This window comes from Trichocoleus sp. FACHB-40 (assembly GCF_014695915.1).
In the GTDB taxonomy this organism is placed as follows: Bacteria; Cyanobacteriota; Cyanobacteriia; order Cyanobacteriales; family FACHB-T130; genus Funiculus; species Funiculus sociatus.
In genome coordinates this window covers 12,883-33,441 of the sequence record NZ_JACJPF010000039.1, presented here as the reverse complement: position 1 = coordinate 33,441, position 20,559 = coordinate 12,883, and the positions used below count along the sequence as shown (strand labels likewise).

The 20,559-nt window shown below is 44.9% G+C and carries 17 protein-coding genes; 7 read left to right on the top strand and 10 right to left on the bottom strand.

Annotated elements, in window-relative coordinates; all coding sequences use genetic code 11:
• Positions 1–171 precede the first annotated feature (171 nt).
• Positions 172–1,563: a tRNA uridine-5-carboxymethylaminomethyl(34) synthesis GTPase MnmE gene (gene mnmE / locus H6F63_RS06305; protein WP_190635809.1), complete on the top strand. Its 1,392-nt coding sequence runs from the start codon at positions 172–174 to the stop codon at positions 1,561–1,563.
• Between the two features lie 87 nt (positions 1,564–1,650).
• Complete coding sequence (locus H6F63_RS06300) at positions 1,651–2,202, top strand: class I SAM-dependent methyltransferase (RefSeq protein ID WP_190635807.1); 552 nt, start codon at positions 1,651–1,653, stop codon at positions 2,200–2,202.
• A gap of 143 nt (positions 2,203–2,345) precedes the next feature.
• Here the strand turns inward: H6F63_RS06300 and H6F63_RS06295 are convergent, their stop codons facing one another.
• The 3 genes from H6F63_RS06295 to H6F63_RS06285 all read right to left on the bottom strand — a co-directional run bounded on the left by H6F63_RS06295 (position 2,346) and on the right by H6F63_RS06285 (position 6,400).
• Complete coding sequence (locus H6F63_RS06295; RefSeq protein WP_190635804.1) at positions 2,346–2,732, bottom strand: response regulator; 387 nt, start codon at positions 2,730–2,732, stop codon at positions 2,346–2,348.
• A 552-nt stretch (positions 2,733–3,284) separates the two neighbouring features.
• Entirely contained in the window at positions 3,285–4,796 is a 1,512-nt protein-coding gene (locus H6F63_RS06290) for a SagB/ThcOx family dehydrogenase (RefSeq protein WP_190635889.1), read from the bottom strand.
• Between the two features lie 668 nt (positions 4,797–5,464).
• Complete coding sequence (locus H6F63_RS06285) at positions 5,465–6,400, bottom strand: DUF4349 domain-containing protein (RefSeq protein WP_190418081.1); 936 nt, start codon at positions 6,398–6,400, stop codon at positions 5,465–5,467.
• A 161-nt stretch (positions 6,401–6,561) separates the two neighbouring features.
• Between H6F63_RS06285 and ilvC the strand changes: the two genes are divergently transcribed.
• Entirely contained in the window at positions 6,562–7,587 is a 1,026-nt protein-coding gene (gene ilvC / locus H6F63_RS06280) for a ketol-acid reductoisomerase (RefSeq protein ID WP_277874018.1), read from the top strand.
• A 71-nt stretch (positions 7,588–7,658) separates the two neighbouring features.
• Here the strand turns inward: ilvC and H6F63_RS06275 are convergent, their stop codons facing one another.
• The gene (locus tag H6F63_RS06275) at positions 7,659–7,877 is read right to left on the bottom strand and encodes a hypothetical protein (RefSeq protein WP_190418085.1); all 219 of its coding nucleotides are present in this window, start codon (positions 7,875–7,877) and stop codon (positions 7,659–7,661) included.
• A gap of 123 nt (positions 7,878–8,000) precedes the next feature.
• On the opposite strand from H6F63_RS06275, the gene H6F63_RS06270 reads away from it, so the two are divergent.
• Positions 8,001–10,391, top strand: coding sequence for a CHAT domain-containing protein (locus tag H6F63_RS06270; protein ID WP_190635802.1), 2,391 nt, complete (start codon positions 8,001–8,003; stop codon positions 10,389–10,391).
• Between the two features lie 248 nt (positions 10,392–10,639).
• On the opposite strand, the gene H6F63_RS06265 is transcribed toward H6F63_RS06270, so the two are convergent.
• The gene (locus H6F63_RS06265) at positions 10,640–11,461 is read right to left on the bottom strand and encodes an SDR family oxidoreductase (protein WP_190635800.1); all 822 of its coding nucleotides are present in this window, start codon (positions 11,459–11,461) and stop codon (positions 10,640–10,642) included.
• Between the two features lie 266 nt (positions 11,462–11,727).
• On the opposite strand from H6F63_RS06265, the gene H6F63_RS06260 reads away from it, so the two are divergent.
• Positions 11,728–11,931, top strand: coding sequence for a chlorophyll a/b-binding protein (locus tag H6F63_RS06260; RefSeq protein WP_190442138.1), 204 nt, complete (start codon positions 11,728–11,730; stop codon positions 11,929–11,931).
• Positions 11,932–12,300: 369 nt separating this feature from the next.
• Complete coding sequence (crtW, locus tag H6F63_RS06255; RefSeq protein WP_190635798.1) at positions 12,301–13,074, top strand: beta-carotene ketolase CrtW; 774 nt, start codon at positions 12,301–12,303, stop codon at positions 13,072–13,074.
• Between the two features lie 33 nt (positions 13,075–13,107).
• On the opposite strand, the gene H6F63_RS06250 is transcribed toward crtW, so the two are convergent.
• Positions 13,108–14,904: a tetratricopeptide repeat protein gene (locus H6F63_RS06250; RefSeq protein WP_190635796.1), complete on the bottom strand. Its 1,797-nt coding sequence runs from the start codon at positions 14,902–14,904 to the stop codon at positions 13,108–13,110.
• 197 nt (positions 14,905–15,101) lie between these two features.
• Here H6F63_RS06250 and H6F63_RS06245 point away from each other — a divergent pair, with 197 nt between their 5' ends.
• Positions 15,102–16,187, top strand: a complete 1,086-nt coding sequence (locus H6F63_RS06245) for an EndoU domain-containing protein (RefSeq protein WP_199297772.1) — start codon at positions 15,102–15,104, stop codon at positions 16,185–16,187.
• Between the two features lie 244 nt (positions 16,188–16,431).
• On the opposite strand, the gene H6F63_RS06240 is transcribed toward H6F63_RS06245, so the two are convergent.
• The 4 genes from H6F63_RS06240 to H6F63_RS06225 form a co-directional block, all read right to left on the bottom strand.
• A complete protein-coding gene (locus H6F63_RS06240) occupies positions 16,432–17,832 on the bottom strand; it encodes an amidase (RefSeq protein WP_190635794.1) in 1,401 nt (466 codons plus the stop codon).
• A 97-nt stretch (positions 17,833–17,929) separates the two neighbouring features.
• Complete coding sequence (locus H6F63_RS06235; RefSeq protein WP_190635792.1) at positions 17,930–18,574, bottom strand: Uma2 family endonuclease; 645 nt, start codon at positions 18,572–18,574, stop codon at positions 17,930–17,932.
• 121 nt (positions 18,575–18,695) lie between these two features.
• Entirely contained in the window at positions 18,696–19,523 is an 828-nt protein-coding gene (gene map, locus H6F63_RS06230) for a type I methionyl aminopeptidase (RefSeq protein ID WP_190418099.1), read from the bottom strand.
• A 210-nt stretch (positions 19,524–19,733) separates the two neighbouring features.
• Entirely contained in the window at positions 19,734–20,543 is an 810-nt protein-coding gene (locus H6F63_RS06225; protein ID WP_190635790.1) for an ATP-binding cassette domain-containing protein, read from the bottom strand.
• Positions 20,544–20,559 lie beyond the last annotated feature (16 nt).

Here is a 20,559-nt window from a genome sequence, read left to right as displayed (position 1 = left end):
AAAATCCAATAACGTAGGTTGGTTCCGAACGATAGCGAAACTCAACAACAAGTAAACAAGCGTGAGTTGTTGGGTTTCGCTATCGTAGCGCTATGCCCAAGCAAGCTACAACCATTCCCTACAAATTACTGTATTACAGCAGAATAGGAATAGACCTGATTTCAAGGCAAGATGTCACAGATGTTTGTGCAGGGGGAAACAATCGCCGCGATCGCTACCGCTGTTGTTCCGCAACAGGGTAGTGTCGGTATTGTGCGGGTATCTGGTGCAAAGGCGGTAGCGATCGCTCATACGCTCTTTTTCGCACCAGGGCGACAGCAATGGGAATCGCACCGCATCCTCTACGGTTACATCCGCCATCCCGAAACGCAACAAGTGGTAGATGAAGCGTTGTTGCTAATCATGCAAGCGCCTCGCTCTTACACCCGCGAAGACGTGGTAGAGTTCCACTGTCACGGCGGAATTATGCCCGTGCAGCAGGTATTGCAACTGTGTCTAGAGGCGGGGGCGAGATTAGCGCAACCGGGAGAATTTACCCTACGGGCGTTTTTGAATGGGCGTTTGGATTTGACTCAGGCGGAGAGTATTTCCGATTTGGTGGGAGCTAAATCGCCTCAAGCTGCACAATCTGCTTTAGCTGGTTTACAGGGGAAGTTGCAAAAGCCGATTCGCTCTGTGCGTGCCACCTGCTTAGACATTCTGGCAGAAATTGAGGCGAGGATTGACTTTGAGGAAGATTTGCCACCCCTGGATGAGAAGCACATTACAGCACAAATTGAGCAAATTTTGGCAGAGACAACGAAAATTTTGGCAACAGCTGACAAAGGGGAACTGTTACGCGCTGGGTTGAAAGTGGCGATTGTCGGGCGACCGAACGTGGGAAAATCGAGTTTGCTGAATGCGTGGAGTAAGAGCGATCGCGCTATTGTCACCGACCTCCCTGGCACCACCCGCGATGTTGTAGAATCTCAGCTAGTTGTGGGTGGGATACCAGTGCAAGTGCTGGATACTGCGGGAATTCGGGATACGCTTGATCGGGTGGAGAAGATTGGCGTTGAGCGAAGTCTTGCTTCTGCCCAAGCAGCTGATCTAGTGTTGCTCACCATTGATGCTCAACTTGGTTGGACGCCAGCTGAGCAAGAAATCTACGAACAGGTACAACATCGCCCGTTAATTTTAGTTATAAATAAAACCGATCTTGTAGAGACGCAATTTATTGCTTCTTTGCAATATCCTGACAATATTAACCGCATTATATACACATCAGCCGCCCAGAACCAAGGCATTGATGCGTTGGAAAAAGCCATTTTAGATGCCGTACACACAGGGAACCTCAAAGCAGCTGATTTGGATTTAGCGATTAATCAGCGACAAGCGGCAGCTTTAACAAAAGCTAAAATATCTTTACAGCAAGTGAAAGCAACAATTGCCGATCAACTGCCTCTCGACTTCTGGACAATTGACTTACGGGGTGCCATTCAAGCTTTAGGAGAAATCACCGGAGAGGAAGTAACAGAATCGGTTCTTGACCGAATTTTTAGCAGATTTTGTATTGGGAAATAGGGGCTGGGGACTGGGGACTGGGGATTGGGGATTGGGGATTGGGGATTGGGGATTGGGGATTGGGGATTTTGTAATTAGCAATTGGCAATGAGCAATGAAAAACAATCTATTAGAAAAGGATACGAAGAATATAGCGTCAAAGGTTTCTACGAGCAATTTGGTGATGAGTATAGAAATCCTCAAGAGGTGGCAGTTCAAGAGGTTTTACAGCTATCAGTTAATAAATGGCAGCTAGATTTACAGAAGGTATTAGATTTAGCTTGTGGCAGCGGTGAAGTTACTTTGACACTGCAAAATTTAGGCTGCACTAACATTGATGGCATCGATCCATACACCTACAATGCTTATTTGAAACGCACTCTCCAAGAAGCTGAACCCTATACCTTTGAGGAAATTGCTTCTGGAGTCCTCCATGACCGACATTATAGTTTGATTGTTTGCAGCTTTGCTTTGCATTTGTTGAGTGAGTCACGTTTACCAGTAGTCGCCTACCAGTTAAGTTTGATTTCCGACTCAATAGTTATTATTACCCCTCATAAGCGTCCTCACTTGAAGCCCGAATGGGGATGGAACTTCGTGGAGGAGATTATGTTTAACAGGGTGCGATCGCGTCTCTATAAGGCAATACTTTTCGCCTAAAGCAAAACCTAATCTCCTAATCCCTGTCCCATCTCTTCTCAAAGAAGAGATGGGACAGGGGAAAGAAGCTAAAGCCCCCTCCCGTAAAAAAATCTTCCTTTCCTTTTCCCTCTCCTCTTAGGAGAGGGTTAGAGAGAGGTTCCCTAGCCTCGCCTTGCAGCAGTTGTTTCTCGCAGCAGTTGTTTAACCGTTCCGATTAACTCGTGCGCTTCAAAGGGCTTAGCAATATAAGCATCTGCGCCTTGCTTCATCCCCCAGTAGCGATCAAATTCCTCTCTTTTAGTTGAACACATTACTACAGCTAGATCGTGGGTTTTGGAGTCAGATTTAATCTTACGGCAAACTTCGTAACCGTTCATGCGAGGCAGAACAATGTCCAGAACCACTAAATCGGGACAATTTCTGGCAATTTGCTCTAGCGCTTCGACGCCATCACAAGCCACAGTAACACTCAACCCACTGTCTTGAAGCAGGCTAGAGATCATCTGCCTTTGCGTGATACTGTCTTCCACAACCAGAACTGTAGTCATAAATATTTACCTATTTACTGGATTCAAAAGTTAACGCGAAAAATACGGTTACTCTAAGTTGCATTGCTTTTTCTGAGCGGGAACTTACCTACTTTTGTTCATTTTCAGCTATTAGACGAAAAAGTGTTTGCGTAAATGCACCTAATTTTACAATATAGCTTTCGTTATATTTTAAGCTCTCAATCTGGAATCTTACTATTAGAAAAGTCTATCTTTACTTAATCTTCAAATTAAACTACTATATGTACCTAAGTAATTCCGGAAATTTGTAAAGATTGTATAAATTAACGCGGCAGCTCCAAAGAGGGTTTAATGTCTGCCAATATCGCCACAGTCTAGGTAGAGAGTACCCTCTCGAAGCGCAAAACTTAACTAAATGCTATATGTCGTTTATAACCAGTATTTTTACAGGGTAGAGATAAACTTTTATCGCAACCCAAGCCTCGCCCGTTCTCAATACCGTTACTGTTAGCATTCAATAACGGTGCGTTAGGCTTTTGCTAACGCACCGTTATAAACTTTTTTTGTATGAGAGCCTTTTAGCTTTTATCTTTATCTTGGTTGCCCCAAGGTGGTAATGTAGAGAACTGCTTCATCAGCAGGGATGCCCAAGACTTCATTTACTTGGTTGTCAAAAAAGCCGCCGATACCGCTGACACCTAAACCGAGGTGAATGGCAGCTAAATTCAGCCGTTGTCCCAAATGACCAGCATCCATGTGTAAATAACGATAAACGCGATCGCCATATTGTCCCACAGCTGTTTTCAGATCCGCTGTGTGGAAAAGCACCGCCCCTGCATCTCTACCCAAATCTTGCCCCAGACACAAATAATGCAACTCGCGCCGGAAGTTTTTGAATCGAATTTGTCGCAGTTCTTGAGCCTTTGGCGCGTAATAGTAGCAACCTTCCTCCAAACCTGTCACCCCAGAGACGGCGATAAACGTCTCGATTAAATTCAAATCAAAGTAGTCTGGGGAACCATCCAAACCTTGCTCTATATAATGTTCTGGTTGGTAGGTGAAATCTAGTAAAGCTTTGAGTTCATCAAAAGTCAAATCTGCACCAGTGTAGGCACGAGTTGAACGCCGCTTGAGAATCGTGTTTTCTAAGTCTTGCAGGTTTTCTCCGCAATTAATCGGCGGTGTGACAGTGGAAACCTTGAGACAGAAAGGAAAGTTGTACTTGTCGTTTTTTGAATCTTGTGGTGGGGAAATATCCGGTTGTTGTTCCTCTATCTGCATTGCTTTGTGGCAATAGTGCAGCAGTTCGCCATCGGGGATATTGGGATAGTCGGTTTGGGTAGCTGAGGGCAAAGCAGTTTGAGCCAGGGGCAAGTTTTGTTTCACATCCAGCAAGTCTGCTAGGGGAAGGATAGAGATCGCGCCTTCTTGCTCCGGATCGAGGTATAGTAACTCATTAATCTCCCGATCCACAAATCCCCCAATTACGTGAGGGCGGTAATCATTCATAGTGCTGGCTAACTCAATATTGCCCAGCAAATGCCCCGTATCCAGAAAGATCCGCCGATAGGCTCGAGCTTGATATCGCCAAGCCGAGCGATAAAATATTGCTGTCGTCACCAGGCACAGTTGGGTACTTTCCAACACTGGGTGCCAGAAACAAGCTTTTTGCAAGCTTTGCCAAACATCACTGTCCCAGAAATGAATCAGAGAATGGCTTTGCGGCTGATAGTTATACAGTCCAGGGGCAAGGAAAGGAGTCCCGCGAGAAATTAAATAAATTTCCGCCGGATACAAACCACCAGCAGAAGGTGCAGCCCTCAGATACATTGGATTTCCCAACGTCGGCACCTTAGCAGTCAAACCATAGCTGCAAAACAGCAGCCGGGATATACGCCGCCACCAGGCATCATCATGGTTCAACGCCTCTGATTTGTCTGCCAAATACGGTTTGAGGTCGTGGGATACCCCAATCTTGTATTCTTTAAAAGGTATTGGCTGACGTTCCCAATCCAGCCCCTGACTCTTGGATGCTATAGTCTGGGGGTCATATTTAGTCCGCTCATGGTAATGCTGAGCGATTGATACTTGCAGTTCTGGCATAGAATTTTCAGAACGCTTTGGCTTCGCCTTCCATCTTGCCATTCCCTGAGCCAAAAGTGTCATGCAGCTTAAATTTTGTAGAATGAGTTTCTTCCCACCCTACTGCACTAGATTGTCACCACTTACGCAAAAACAGGCTCCTTCCTTTTCTTTCTTCCCTTCGTGGTCTATGGGCTAACGCTCATGGCGAGATGGAGAAGCCTCGACTGAAGCACTATGGAAGCACTGCGGGTTAGGAAGTAGCGCACAGTTACAATAGACGATTATCATCTCTGGAATAAAACTTTTTTCTTTTTTTTCTTGGACTTTAAAACCACGACTAAAGTCCTTTTTACCTTCTTCCCTTGTGCCTTCTGCCTTTTTTGTAAATTATTTCAATTTGAAGAAGTTAAGTATGGTGCGGTTATTACCTAATATTTATATATAGCGTTTCTCAGTTGGGTGGAGTGTATCGCAATTCTGACTTTCAGGCGACCAAGGTTAGGGATATGGCATTGCCATGTCCCTACAGATTTATCGCACCCAACCCTTGAATTGCTATAGCAGTCATAAATAATTCCTGAAGGTTAGATACCCGATTTTTTTGAGAAGTCGGGTATCTAAAGGACTGGCATTTAACAACTCAAATAGGATTGCTATATACTATTCAAAAAAAAAGTTCAAGCAAGTTAACTGACTTTGGGTGGTTCAGACTGAGGAGGTGTGGGCGGAGTTTGCTGTTTTTTCAAGCGGTTATAACCAAGGCTAGCAGCAACTAAAATAAATACAAATGGACTGAAGACAGCTAACCAAATACTTAAACGAATTAAACCAACTGCGAGTTCGCCTAGCGAGTGAGTCGCCTGATTCCAAGTTTCTTTAACTTGGGAATTTAAAGGTATTTCTGGGGGAGTAGTAGCAATATTTTCCTCTAAAGTTAGGGTAATTGTAGAATAAGCAACACGACTGCGGAGATTTTTGAGCTGAGCATCAATTTGCTCAATGTTTTGCCGCACCTTGCTGAGTTGGTCGGCAACTTTCAGAACGTCCCCAACTGAGCCAGAACGCTCCATAATCTTGAGTAAAGTGCTTTCTTGTTTCCGCAAGTTTCGCAATCTTGCTTCGTTATCCACAAGTTGATCTGTGACATCTTCAGCAGTTAGAGTCCGACGCTGTACGGTTCCCAATTTTGCTAGAGTGTCGAGAGTAGTTTCCAGTTGATTTTGAGGAATCCGAATTTGCATAGATGCGGTGTGGCGATTACCATCTTTCGGCTTTTGATCTTGAAATCCTAATAAATCTCCCTGCTGTTGTTGAACAATTTTGGTAACTTGTTGAATAGTTTTTTCAATCGAATTTACACTAACTGCTATTTCAGCATTTTTAATCAATTGCGATCGCACTCTCGGCACCTGAGCCTTGGCTACAGATTGTGCTGTACTATTGTTGTTAGCTAGTGCTTCTGACGCAGGAGCAGGCATTGCCTGGGGACTTGGAACTGCGCGATCGCTAAGCATCATTGGAATTTGAACTTGAGCTGTATTAATATCAGAAGCACAACTGGTTAAAACGATGCCTCCCAGAAATGCACTTAAAAGTAAAGAAGGTTTAAGCGTCCAACTCATAACATAACCAAAATTAATTAACGCCAGTATGCCTGACTCCAAACCGGGACGCTAAAACGTTGCAGTTTATGCAACAAACGCGATCGCTTATCTCTTCCCTATCTTGCGTTGAGTGGTTCATTCTCTCCTGATCATCTGATAGAATCAAGAGTTTGCACTACTTGCGACGCATACGCTCAGGAGACACCCCTATGGCTCGGATGTATTACGACACCGACGCAAATTTAGACTTATTAAACGGAAAAACAGTTGCTATTATCGGCTACGGTTCCCAAGGACACGCCCACGCGCTCAATCTCAAAGATAGCGGTGTGAACGTCATTGTCGGACTGTATCCTGGTAGTAAATCTGCCGAAAAAGCCAAGGAAGCTGGTTTAGCTGTCCACAGTGTAGCTGATGCCGCCAAAGCAGCAGACTTTATTATGATTCTGCTGCCAGATGAAGTGCAAAAAACAGTTTACACCAACGAAATTCAGCCTAATTTGAGTGAAGGGAAAGTAATAGCTTTTGCTCACGGCTTCAATATTCATTTTGGTCAAGTTGTCCCCCCTGCTAATGTAGATGTGGTGATGGTGGCACCAAAAGGCCCTGGACATTTGGTGCGGCGGACTTACGAACAAGGGGAAGGCGTTCCCTGTTTGTTTGCGGTGTATCAGGATGCCTCTGGACAAGCACGCGATCGCGCAATGGCTTACGCTAAAGGTATCGGTGGCACTCGTGCTGGTGTCTTAGAGACAAGCTTCCGGGAAGAAACTGAAACTGATTTATTTGGCGAACAAGTCGTACTGTGCGGCGGTTTGAGTGCTTTGATTAAAGCAGGCTTTGAAACTCTCGTCAACGCTGGTTATCAGCCGGAATTAGCTTATTTTGAATGTCTGCATGAAGTCAAACTAATTGTTGACTTAGTTGTAGAAGGTGGTTTGGCAAAAATGCGCGATAGCATCTCCAATACTGCTGAGTATGGCGATTATACACGCGGCCCTCGGATTGTGAATGACGAAACTCGCGCTGAGATGCGGAAAATTCTTCAAGAAATCCAATCAGGGCAATTTGCACGGGAATTCGTGTTAGAAAATCAATCTGGAAAGCCTGGATTTACAGCGATGCGCCGTCAGGAATCCGAACATCCCATTGAGGAAGTTGGTAAGGATTTACGGGCGATGTTTAGCTGGTTGAAGAAGGTTTAAAGAAATAGCTAATTGCTAATGGCTAATTGCTAATGGCGATGAAAAATGAACCATTAGCAATTAGTCAATGACTACTTTCCTCCTTTTTCCTCTTGTTCAATGGCTTTTTCGGTGCGTTCATAAGGATTTCTGGGTTTCTTACTGGGGAATATTCCCAGTAAAGAATTATTTAAGGTGGTGCGAGTGTTGTAACTGGCTGTGCTTAAGGGTTTGGGAAGAAATTTATCGCCAAAACCAACGAAGACCAAGGCTAAAATAATGACAAATATCCCTGTTGTTTTTTTATCCATTACCGTATGAAAATTTGGCTAAGGTTTCTTCTCTTATTGTTCCCTCAAACCACACAAAAGTTAAACGGTACAAAGGTTAAATTTTACTTTTTATTTCTAATTGGTTGCTTTTTACCAACTTTTGTGAATTTATGTCTGATAACGCCGCCAGTTTTAGCTCAAACCCAAGATAATATTGAATTCAATGCCGATAAACTGCTAGGGCTAGGAATTCGACAGCATCAGACTGGGCAATTTGAAGAGTCGTTAAAGTCTTTGCAACAGGCGCTGAGACTGTATCAGGAGATTGGTTCGCGTACAGGAGAAACCAATACTCTGTTGAGTCTGGGAGAAACTTACTTTACTGTAGGGCAATATCTGCGAGCGATCGCATTCTATCAGCAGACGTTGGAAATTGTGCGGAGTATTGGCGATCAAGCAACTGAGGCTAAGACTTTAGATAATCTTGGTACTGCTTACTTTTATCTGGGAGATGAAAAGCAAGCTAAGGAATTTCGCACCGCCGCAGAAACTCTGAGAAAGGAAATTGGCAATCCCAAAAGAGAAGCAGCTTTCTTAGGCAATGTGGGGATAACTTCCGAGTCTGAGGGAGAATACCAAGATGCGATCGCATTGTATCAAGAACAGTTAGCAGCTGCGAGAGAAAGCGGCAATATAGAAGCCGTAGGTGATGCCTTAAACAACCTGGCAGCAGCTTACCGAACTTTGGGGCAGTATCCGCAGGCTATCGAATTTTACCAGCAGCAGTTGGTAATTGCAAGGAAAGCTAAAGATGCGACACAAGAAGCGTATTTTCTGAATAATATTGCCGAGTCTTACGAGTTGCTGGGACAATATCCGCAGGCGATAGAAGTCAGAAGAGAACAACTAGCGATCGCATCCAAAAGTGGCGACCCAGCAAAGGAACTTCTCGCCTTAAATAATTTAGCAAAATCTTATCAGAATGCCGGCCAATTTGAGAGCGCGATCGCGCTATATCAGCAGCCTCTGGAAAAGGCAATAAAAACAGGCGATCGCTTAGCAGAAGGGAAAGCGCTGAATAATCTGGGATTTGCTTTACTTAAATCCGGTAAACCAGAAGAAGCGAAAACAACTCTGGATAATGCGATTAAAGCATGGGAGGCAATTCGCGCCAAATTAGGCAGTGGCAATAATTATATAGACGCGCAAACTGCTACCTACCAGCGACTACAACAAGTTTTGATTGCTCAAAATCAACCTGTTGCAGCTTTGGAAATGGCAGAACAAGGACGTATCAGGACAATTGTAGATTTACTACGATTGCGGTTAGATAGTGAACCAGTAGGGAATAATTTAAAACCAGCGCCGAAAAAGCTTGTTTACCCAACAATTGCCGACATTCAGAAAATAGCCAAAGAAGAGAAAGCTACATTTGTTGAATATTCAATTGTTCCGGATGAAGGCGTGTATGCTTGGGTGATTCAGCCTACAGGAGAAGTGACATTTCGCCGGATTGAAATCAGCGCTAAAAATACAATTTATCCAATTACTTCTGTAGAAGATGTTATTTCTAGTATTCCGGAATCTCTAGGATTGAAAGGGAAAAAGGTAGAAAATTCGGCTAAATTGCCTTCTTCACAGAAACCTAACTCAGAAGGGAAATCAGCACTTGAGCCAAAACCGTTATTGCAACTGCATCAGTTATTAATCAAACCGATTGCTGACCTTTTACCAAAAGATCCCACCGCCCGCGTTATCTTTATTCCGCAAAAGGAAATGTTCCCGATTCCTTTTGCGGCTTTGGTGGATATCTATGGCAATTACTTAATCCAAAAACACACCATTCTAACTTCCCCATCAATTCAGTTATTAGCTTTAACTCGTCAACAACGCGGAAAAACTGCGGGAGGAAACCGCCTAGTAGTTGGTAATCCTGTAATGCCCCGAATTGCACCCGCACCCGGAGAGACACCAAAAGCGTTACCGCCGCTTTTGAGTGCGGAACAGGAAGCCATAGAAATTGCTAAACAGTTCAATACTAAAGACCTGTTTATCGGCAATAAGGCAACCAAGGCAGCTGTCTTGGAAAAGATGCGGAAAGCCAAGAGTGTGCATTTGGCAACTTACGGGATACTAGATGATTTTAAACGACAGGGCATTCCCGGCGCGATCGCGCTTGCTCCCTTTGGTTCCGATAGCGGCTTACTCACCACTGCGGAAATTCTGGAATTGTACGCCCAACCAAAAGGACAACGTCTGCGTCCGGAATTAGTCGTCCTCAGCGTAGCCGAAACTGGCAAGGGCAGAACTAACGGTGATGGGATTCTCGGTTTATCCGCTTCCTTGATGACAGTTGGCGTTCCCACTTTAATTATGCCTATGTGGTCAGCGCCTGATGCTCCCACAAATGCTTTGATGAGTGAGTTTTACAAGCAACTGAAGCAGAAAAACGATAAAGCTGAAGCTTTAAGAAATGCGATGCTGAAAATCAAGCAGCAAAATCCTAATCCTAAAGACTGGGCAGCATTTACCTTAATTGGCGAACCAAAATAACAACTCGTTCCCAGAGACTGGGAACGAGTATAGTCAATTTAAGCCCTGGCGAATGGAATTCGCGGCTACAAAAACCAAGTCCGCCTGCGCGGACTAATGCTCTGATCAAGATTCTTATAACCCGCGCAGGCGGGTTTTGTTTGTATAGCTGCGGTTTCAACCGCCAAGCTAACGTTAAGTTGACACCAATGGGCATTGCCATGTCTCTACAGATGTATCCCACCCAACCCGTGAATGGCTATATATCGCTATGCTTGCTTATCCTTCAACTGAAAGGTTTTCCGGAACACCCACTGCATGAAGCCGGGAAACATATTATAAGAAGCCTTCGATAGGTTGGCAGAACCAACTAAGACCTCAGAATGCTGATGCTTCACCGCATCCCAGATAGCATCTGCCACATCCTCCGGTTTCTCCACCACAGGAACCTTCAGCACCTGATCTACCTGATCCCGACGGGCTTGGAAATCTTCCGCATTCTTGCCTCGAAAGATTGCCCGTTCCATAAAATCACTCTTGATTATATTTGGATAAATTCCACCAACATGAATGCCTTTTGGTGCTAGTTCCGCGTGCAGCGATCGCGTTAAACCAGTGACGGCAAACTTGCTAGTAGAATAAGGCACTAAGTAAGCAATGGGTACTTGCCCCCCAATAGAACTCACATTAACTATCGTGCCTCTTTTCCGCTCCAAAAAATGGGGCAATAAGGCGTGAATTGTGTGAATATACCCCCACAGGTTGAGGTCTATTGCCTGGTGCCAATCATCTAGGGAAAACTCTTCAACTGGCCCAGATATGTAAAGGCCGGCATTGTTAATCAGCACGTCGATAGTACCAAAATGCTCCAGCGCCTTCTGAACTAGGGTTTCTACCTGTTTGGGATCTGTGACATCCGTGGGAATAGTTAGCGCTTGATGACCATGCGATCGCACTTCTTGGGCTGCGGCTTCTAAGCGGTCTGGGGTACGCGCCGCCATTATAATGTCATACCCTTTACTAGCAAATAATATAGATGTTGCTTTGCCGATGCCTTGAGAAGCACCTGTGATCAGTACCGTGGGAGCCATAGGTTTGTTAAAAAATTGTTGCTCACTTAAGTTTGTGCAACTCAAGCGACGATACCCTCTAGCTTTCGTCAGAGTTTCTGACAGTTGTATTTGCGATCGCTATCTAGCTTCATAACCCTTTTGTACTTTTGTCTTAGATTGCTCTGTTCCATCAACCCATTCATCATCCTTGAGAATTAAGTGCAGTTTGGAACTACAGACAGAGAGCAATGACTGGGTAGACAGCTACTATGAAACCATAAGAACTTTATTAAGGAATGTAAACGATGGAAACTCGCACTACTCAACCTACTGCTCAAGCTTTCAATGGCAAAGACCGCAATGCGTTCCTGTTTGGCTGGAACCCTCAAGCTGAACTGTGGAACGGTCGCTTAGCAATGATCGGCTTCTTGGCTTACCTACTTTGGGATTTGGCAGGCTATAGCGTGGTTCGTGACGTACTGCACCTGCTTCCTCATGTCGCCCGCTAACGATTAAACTAGCCTTACACTCAGCCTGGCGGTTGCACTTAAGTATAGAAGCTGTCAGCCTGAGTGTAAGCTCCCACTCCTTACACGCTACTACCTAAGAGATACTGGGCTGATACCTATCTCCACCGTATCGCCCTGACCAAAATTGCTTTACAATAGTTAAGATAGCTTTACGGTACTTAATACCCGCCTAGTGGTGTCTAATAGAAGGCATTAAGTATTAATTAACTTTTCTCATCGGAAAGATTAGTAAAGCAGAACATTTTTTTTAACGATTAGTAGTTTGCAACCCCTATTTATCGAGGGTGAACGGACATCGGTATAATCTTGTAAATCGCTCAACAAAAAAGCTCGAAAACTAACAAATGTATGCTCCAACTCGAACACCCACCACTGCAAGCAACGCAAATTAAGCGAATAGAGCGAAGTGAAGATACCTATCTGGGGCTTGCAATTGCTTTTGCAATTATTACACTCTGGGCAAGCAGCCTAATTTTCTTATTTTCCCTGGATCTTTCCCAAGTTCCTGTCTTATGGAAAATAGTAGCATTAGTTTGGCAGACATTTCTGTATACAGGATTGTTTATTACCGCTCATGATGCAATGCACGGTGTGGTAGTTCCGCAAAACCTTAAAATTAATAACTTTATAGGTTCCTTAGTTTTAACCCTCTATGGACTCTTTTCTTTTGATGAGTTAAGAAAAAAGCATTGGGAACATCACCACCATCCAGCCAGTGAACTAGATCCAGATTTTCACGACAGTAAGCACAAAAACTTTTTTGCCTGGTATCTTTATTTTATGATGGGGTACTGGAGCTGGAAACGGCTTATAGGGTTAATGGTGGTATTTAACCTGATTAGTTTTACGTTTCATATAGCAGAAGCCAATTTAACTTTATTTTGGGTGATTCCTTCGATTTTAAGTTCGGTGCAGTTATTCTTTTTTGGCACCTATTTACCACACCAAGAGCCAGAAGGTGGTTATACGAATAACCATCGCGCCAAGACGAATGCGCTCCCGATTTTCTGGTCTTTTATCACTTGCTATCACTTTGGCTACCACGAGGAACATCACGAAGCTCCTCATGTTCCTTGGTGGAAGTTGCCAGAGGTTTATAAGATGAATCGGAAAGTTGCTTGATGAGAAATGAACCGCCTAGCGGTTCATTCCTGATTATTTAAGTGGTGGTAATGGTGCAGTTAGTGGGGCGGTTTCTTTCATTTTTTCTTCTAACTTTTGCATCGCCAAAGTTTTGTTGTCCAAAGCTAGAGAATTTTTGGGGTCAAGTTTCAAGGCTTCTTCAAAAGCAGCGATCGCTTCTTCTAGTCGATCCAAGTTCAACAGGGCGACACCTTGACCTGCCAAACTATTAGCATCGGTGGGAGTAATGCGGATAGCTTGGGCGTAAGCAGTAAGTGCCTCTTTATAACGTTTCAAGCCTACCAGCACTACACCACGGTTGTACCAAGCTTGAGATAATTCCGGATTGAGGTTAATAGCGCGATCGCTACTTGCAAGCGCTTCGGAATATCTTCCCAAAGTCCACAGCACTACCGTCCGGTTCGCCCAAATATCAGCCAGAAGTTTACTAGCAAAGTTAGGATCGGCACTCTTGATCGCTTTGTCGTAAGCGGCGAGTGCTTCGGGATACTTTTTCACCGTCCTGAGTATCCTGCCTTTGTTGAACCAAGCCTGAGCATAGTTAGGATTGATAGTAGTGGCGCGATCGCTAGAAACAATGGCTTCCGAGTATCTTCCCAAAAACCATAGCGTAACACTGCGGTTGTTCCAAGCTTCCGCATAGTCAGGGTTAAGCCCGATCGCCCTGTCGTGGGAGGCCAAAGCTTCTTCGTAGTTACCTTGTCCTGCTAAGGCGTTCCCCCGCTGATCCCAAGCAAACGCGGGACTCGTCTCACCCCATTTGCCATCACCTTGCAGGGCTTTCTCGCAGGGTTCTTGGGCTTCTTTAAATTGCCCCAATTTGTTGAAGGCGGCGCATTGGTTGGCTAAGGCTTGAGAATAATTTGGACTAATTTTAACTGCAAATTGCTGCGATGCTAGTGCGAGTGCTGGTTTACCTACTACAGACAGCAAAACTCCATGTTCAGTCCAAGCGGTTGCGTCGGTAGGACTAATAGCCAGCGCTTGATCGTAAGAGGCGATCGCTTCTTGGTACTGTCCCAATTTCTTGAGGGCTACACCTTTGTTGTACCATGCCAGCGCTGGTGTGGCAGTTCCCCAGTCGCCGTCACTTTTTAGCGCCAGATCGCAAGCTGCGATCGCTTCGGTGTATTTGCTGGCTTGCGATAATGCGGCGCACCGATCGACCAAAGCTAGAGAATAATCTGGTTTAATTTCTAAGGCACTTTCATAAGAGCCGATCGCTTCTGCGTACTGTCCTAACTTTGTTTGCGCCAGCCCTTTGTTATACCACGCTATTAGGGGTGTACCGTTGTTTCCCCAATTTCCATCGGAGATCAGCGCCTTATCGCAAGATGCGATCGCGTCCTCGTACTTCCCTAAGTTAACTAAGGCAATACACCGATCCGCCAAAGCCAGAGAATAGTCAGGTTTGATACCCAGCGCCTTGTCAGCCGAAACTAGCGCTTCCGTGTACTTTGCCTGTCCTAGTAGTCCCTCAATGCGGTCAGTCCAGGTTTTCGCCTGGTTGGGGTTGAGCGCGATCGCCTGATCGCACGCCGCCACCGCTTCTGCATATTTTTTTTCGTCTGCTAATAAGTCGCACAGACTCCCCCAGTAATTAAAGTCCTTCAACTGTTCCTGAGCTAGCAGACTTTTGGGGTAATAAAAATTAACAATTGAATAAGAAAAAGTTAACAATAAAAAGCTGAAAGGAAGAACTTTTTGCTTGGACTTTTGCGTGTTTTGTCTCCATCTCAGAAACGAAGCTAAACCTAAATTTAGGGCGTTTTTACCTTTTGCCTTCTTCAACTTGTCGTCTTCTGTCATAACTATTGAAGATAATTATAATAGCACAGATGCGGAGATTCATCTTATTGCCAATTCTAACATTTGGCAGTTATGTAAAAGAAAATTAACTAACACGCCATTCAACATATTTACAAGAATATCTAATAAATTTCCGGAATAAGGCGTACACAATCTGAATTATCATCGTAATTGCCATCTTTTTATTTTCTTAAATTATGAAACTTAATTTTTGGTCCAGGCTGGGGGTATTAAAGCTTAAATTTCTTCTAGCCTTAATATTAATCACCCCGCTGCTATCAATATATGCTGCTTACGCGCAAGTTCCCGCCTCTGGAACCTTCCGGGCTACTCGCACTTGTGAAGCAACACGGGGAATTAACGGTACCAATCCGGGAAATATTCGAGTTACCAATGGTCAGAGTTATGAAGCAGTAGGCTTCAACTCTAGGCAACGAAAGTTTATATTTATTAAAGTACCTGGTGCAACCCCAGGACTTCGCTGGGTGAGTGTTGATTGTGGCACTTTTTCTGAAGGTGTAAGTGGAACTCCAACTAATTCTTCTACCGTAAAGCAGCCATCAACAGCTATACAACCGTTTTTTGATAATCTTAATAACGTGGAGACTCATCGCTTTCCGCGCAATCAAAAAGCAGACATTACACCACCAGCACCCAAACTGAGCAATTTCGATCAAGCTGTCCTGAAAGCCTGCGGGCCGATTGGCAGCAAGGTGACGGCAAGTGCTTTCAAAAAATTGATGTCAGATAATCGGATTGTCCTGCGCGAAATTCAACAGTCAGTAGGTGGGCAATTGCGTCCAAGTAGAAGTACAGAAGCAGAATTTCTCGACGATTTAACGGCTGCTTGGAATGACAGAGGAGGGTTTGAACATATCTTTTGCGGGGAGTTAGAAGGCCCTACTAAAATTGGCGGGCTGCATTTTTTTGGCAGATATTTGCAATTGCAAGAAGATAAAATGGGGGGAAGGTTATCTGATAATTTGCAGAATGAAGAAGTAGTTCCTGGTGTAATTTATACGCTGGGTGTACTCATCAAAAAAGATGGGCAAATTTGGAAGGATAACATCAAAGGCTATTCTCTTGTGAGTGATGCCAAAGAAATGCTTTTGGATGCAACTAAAGCATTAAAGATGCAGGGAAATGCTCAGGGAGCTTGCATTTTGACAGTGCAAGATAATGAGACGAAAAAATCTTATAAAGCTGTGTTGGTCAAGAGCAGAGATGCAATTGTTACTCTATATCCTGATGCTACTCCTAGCGGGAAAGCTTGCAAAATTTAATTGCTAGAACCCCGCCCCTGCCCCGTCAACCTCAGGGTGGTTTCATTTATTAAAAGAAAGTTCTGTAACCTTGATTTTGGTTGGCGGTAGGGGCATGGCAATGCCATGCCCCTACAAAATGTCGCAATTTTCGATATTTTCTTCGATTGTATGAAACCGCCCTGACTGCCCCATAAAAGGGCAGGGGCTAAGAGTTAGAAATCCAAGTAGGTTGTATTTTTGCCTTTTGTCTGACAACCCTTTTTTAAACTGCAAAATCAGGGCGACGATCACTCCAAAGTTTAGCTGCTTCTAACTGGGAAGCTAAAGAGATGAGAGTAGCTTCCGCAGCAGGTCGTCCCACCAATTGCACGCCTACAGGCAAACCGATATCGTCAAAACCTGTAGGAAGTGCGATCGCGGGTTGTCCAGTAGCATTGAACGGCGGACAGGGAGCCACCCACTGAATAATTCTTTGCAAAATCTCTTCTGGAGGCAAGTTTGCCCATTCGCCAATCCGGAGAGGTTGATGCAAATAAGTTGGCAACACTAAAACATCATAGTTCTCAAAAAAGGCCACAATTCGCCGCGCCGAAATTTGCATTTGGGCAACAGCTTGTAAATATTCACCCGCCGACCCCGATTGTTCTACCATCCAGCGATTCATGGGTTGCAGATACTCTTTGGGAATCCCCGCCGCCGCCACACCAGCTAGAAAAACTTTGGTAAAAGGTTCAATCAAATTACTGAAATCGGGGCATCCTGGTTCCACAATATGACCCATTTCTTCTAAATGGCGCACCGTTTTTAGCACCGATTCTTGACGCACCGCATCAGCTTCGCCTACTGGTGGAATTGCTGTGCTGAAAGCAATTCGCAAAGAATTTAACTTTTGTGCTGTCGCCGCCAAAAACGTCGTTTCTGGATCTGGCAACCAGTAGGGATCACCAGTGATATAGCCAGACATCACATCGAGGAGCGCAGCGGCATCTGCTACAGTACGAGCCAAGGAACCATTAGTGGCAATGCCATTTTGATGATCGCCTACAGGTGCATAAGATACGCGACCTCTTGAGGGTTTAAGTCCTACTAAACCACAACAGGCAGCAGGGCCGCGCACTGAACCGCCACCATCAGAACCTTGAGCTAAAGCGCACAACCCCGCCGCTGTCGCCGCCGATGCACCGCCACTCGACCCCCCCGGCGTATAATCCAGATTCCAGGGATTCCGGGTTGGGGGAAAGCCTGGTGCTTCTGTAAAAGGCATAGAACCCAACTCAGGAGTGGCAGTCTTACCCAGAATAGTAAAGCCAGCCATCTTAATCCGCCCCGCCACAGCATCATCATAAGCGGCTATTTTGTCCCTCAGCGCTGGTGTTCCGTAGGTACAGCGAACCCCAGCAACTGGATTGAGGTCTTTAATAGAAATCGGCACACCAAAAAAAGGTGGTAATTCTGAGGTGTCGCCAGCTAAAGCTTCCGTTTTTGCCTTGGCATCGGCAAGCGCCATATCTGTCATCACCGTAAAATAACTACCCAGGTTGCCATCTAGCCTGTGGATGCGTTCCAGGTAAAGTTCCGTCAACTCTAGCGGCGAGACTTGTTTGCTGCGGATGAGTTGCGCTTGTTCTACAGCTGGGGTAAAGGCTAAATCAATTTGATTCATCGTGATTTTGGGCGATCGCTATTTATTTTGAAGGCTGCGGGGTGCGTCTTGGCAATAAAATCTTAGCTTGCCATAGACATTGTTTCACGCGATCGCGCTAAGCTAGACTATCCGGCTCGACGCCGACGATTCGCAACTGTTCTGCTAGTCGTTCTGCTGTCTCTTCTGGCGTGGGAACCAAAACACCTTCTTGAGTAAAGTAGCGTAATTTGCCCGCAGCTACACCTAAATATAAATCCAGTACCTCACTCCACAGCCAGCCTTGTGCAGTTGGCACAATGGCTTGATACTGTTCTCCTACTAACCGGAACCCCGCAAATTCAAAATCCTCCGGATCGAACCAAAAGTATTCCGGCGTGCGAAATCGGTTTTGATATAGGTCTTTTTTTAAATTCCGGTCAATATTAGCTGTGGAAGTTGAAAGCAATTCGATAATTAGATCCGGATATTTGCCTTCTTCTTCCCACACCACCCAAGAAGGGCGCTCTCTTTTTTCTGTGTTTTTCACCAGAAAAAAGTCAGGCCCCCGAAAGTCTCTATTTCGCAATTGCTGCCGACTAAAATAAACTGTCAGATTAGCGCCAATAAAAAAATCATTCCGATTGCGCCACAACCATTCTAAACAACTCACCAATAAAGCTAGTTGCTTGTAGTGTACAGAACTTTCCATTTCTGGTTCATCGCTCAAAAGTTTTGTAGCATCTGGCATTCGTGCTTCCAACTCTTGCGCTGTTAGATACATATTGCCACCTGGCTCACGTTACAAAATTATTTTAGATGGAAAAATAGAGAAGCCCGCCTGTGCGGGCTTTGTTTGTGGAGCATCGACCCTTGAGGATGTGGGTCAATTATGCAACGATGGATTAAACTTTGGAGCGATCGGTCAAAATTTCATATCCGTCTTCTGTCACCAACACAGTATGCTCAAACTGAGCCGACAGAGCGTTATCTACCGTTACCGCTGTCCACTTGTCGGATAAGATGCGGGTAAATTTGGAACCAGCATTTAAAATTGGCTCTATTGCCAAAGTCATTCCAGCGCGAAGCTTGACATTCGGCATCTCGCGGGTGCGGAAATTGAAGACTGACGGTTCTTCGTGCAGATTCCGCCCCACGCCGTGACCTGTGAAGTCTTCAACTATACTAAAACCATTCGCTACCACATGGTCTTGAATGGCACCAGCAAGGTCTAAAAGATAGTTTCCGGCTTTGACTTGTTCAATTCCTTTGTAGAGGGCTTCTTCGGCAACGCGAATTAATTTAGCGGCTTCCGGTGTCACTTCACCAACTGCGATGGTGATGCAGGAGTCGCCATGATAACCCTGGAAGTAGGCACCAGTATCCACTTTCAAGACATCGCCAGTCCGGATCACTTTTTTCGGGTTGGGAATGCCATGCACGACTTCGTTGTTGATGCTGGCGCAGATGGAGCCTGTGAATCCGTGGTAGCCTTTAAAGCTGGGTGTTGCCCCCATTTCGCGGATGCGCTTTTCGGCATAAGCGTCTAAATCGGCTGTTGTCATGCCAGGCTGTACCATCTCTTGAATTTCTTTCAGAACGGTCGCCACAATTTTCGCCGCCTGTCGCATGATTTCGATTTCACGCTGTGACTTGATTTCAATGCCACGGCGCTGTTTTTTCTCGCTTCGGGGTTGAGTGGGTTGGAAAAGCAGATTGTTCAGGATGTTCATTTGACAGATGGCGAGTGGTGGTGTAGAGAGATAAAGCGATCGCATCCCCGACTGCATTCGGGGGTGATACTCAACTTACGGGAACCAGCGTTGCTGGTATCCTATTTTTATTAATTTTTCAGGTATCTATATATCTTAAGTTAACTTAATTGATCCCCATCCGTGAGGCTGGTTATCGGCATTGCTTTTGTAATTGGGCGCTTCTGGGTGTCAAGCTTCATGGGAAGCGTGAAATATAGGTTTTCTGAGGGGTTTGACAGGAGCATCTTCCAGCTGACAGTAAGGGCGACTGTAGCATAGTGGCGACTCTAGCGCGTGTTTAACCAAAAAATCTGAATCGTTCATCACTCGCTCCGTTTCGCCATCGTACACGATTTGTCCTTGACTCAGGACAATCGTGCGATCGCATATTTCCAAAGCCATGTCTAAATCGTGGGTTGCAATTAGTTGCGTCAGGGGTAAGCTTAACAGCAACTGAATTAATTGACGGCGAGAACGGGGATCTAACTGCGCTGAAGGTTCATCAAATACTAATACTTGCGGGTTCATTGCCAACACGCCTGCGATCGCAATCCGTTTTTTTTCCCCCCCCGACAAATTTTCGGTGTTGCGATTTCCGTAGTGTTCGGGATCCATGTCAACTGCTGCCATTGACTGAAGCACTCGATTTTGCAGTTCTTTGTCTCGCAAACCCTGATTCATCGGGCCAAAAGCAACATCCTCCCAAACTGTGGGCATAAACAGTTGATTATCTGGATTCTGAAATACCAGCCCGACAAAATTCCGAATTTGTCGCATATTTTCCGAATTTATAGACCACTCCCCTATTTTTATCTCTCCTTCTTGGGGCAGGATAATCCCATTCAGATGTAACTGCAACGTAGACTTTCCGGAACCATTAGCGCCAATTAATGCTACTCGTTCATTTGCTCTGATAGACAGATTTATTCCTTTTAAAGCTTGAGTTCCGTCTGGGTAAGTATAAGTAAGATTTTTAATTGATATAGGATTATGGTGCATGGCAACAATTTAAAAT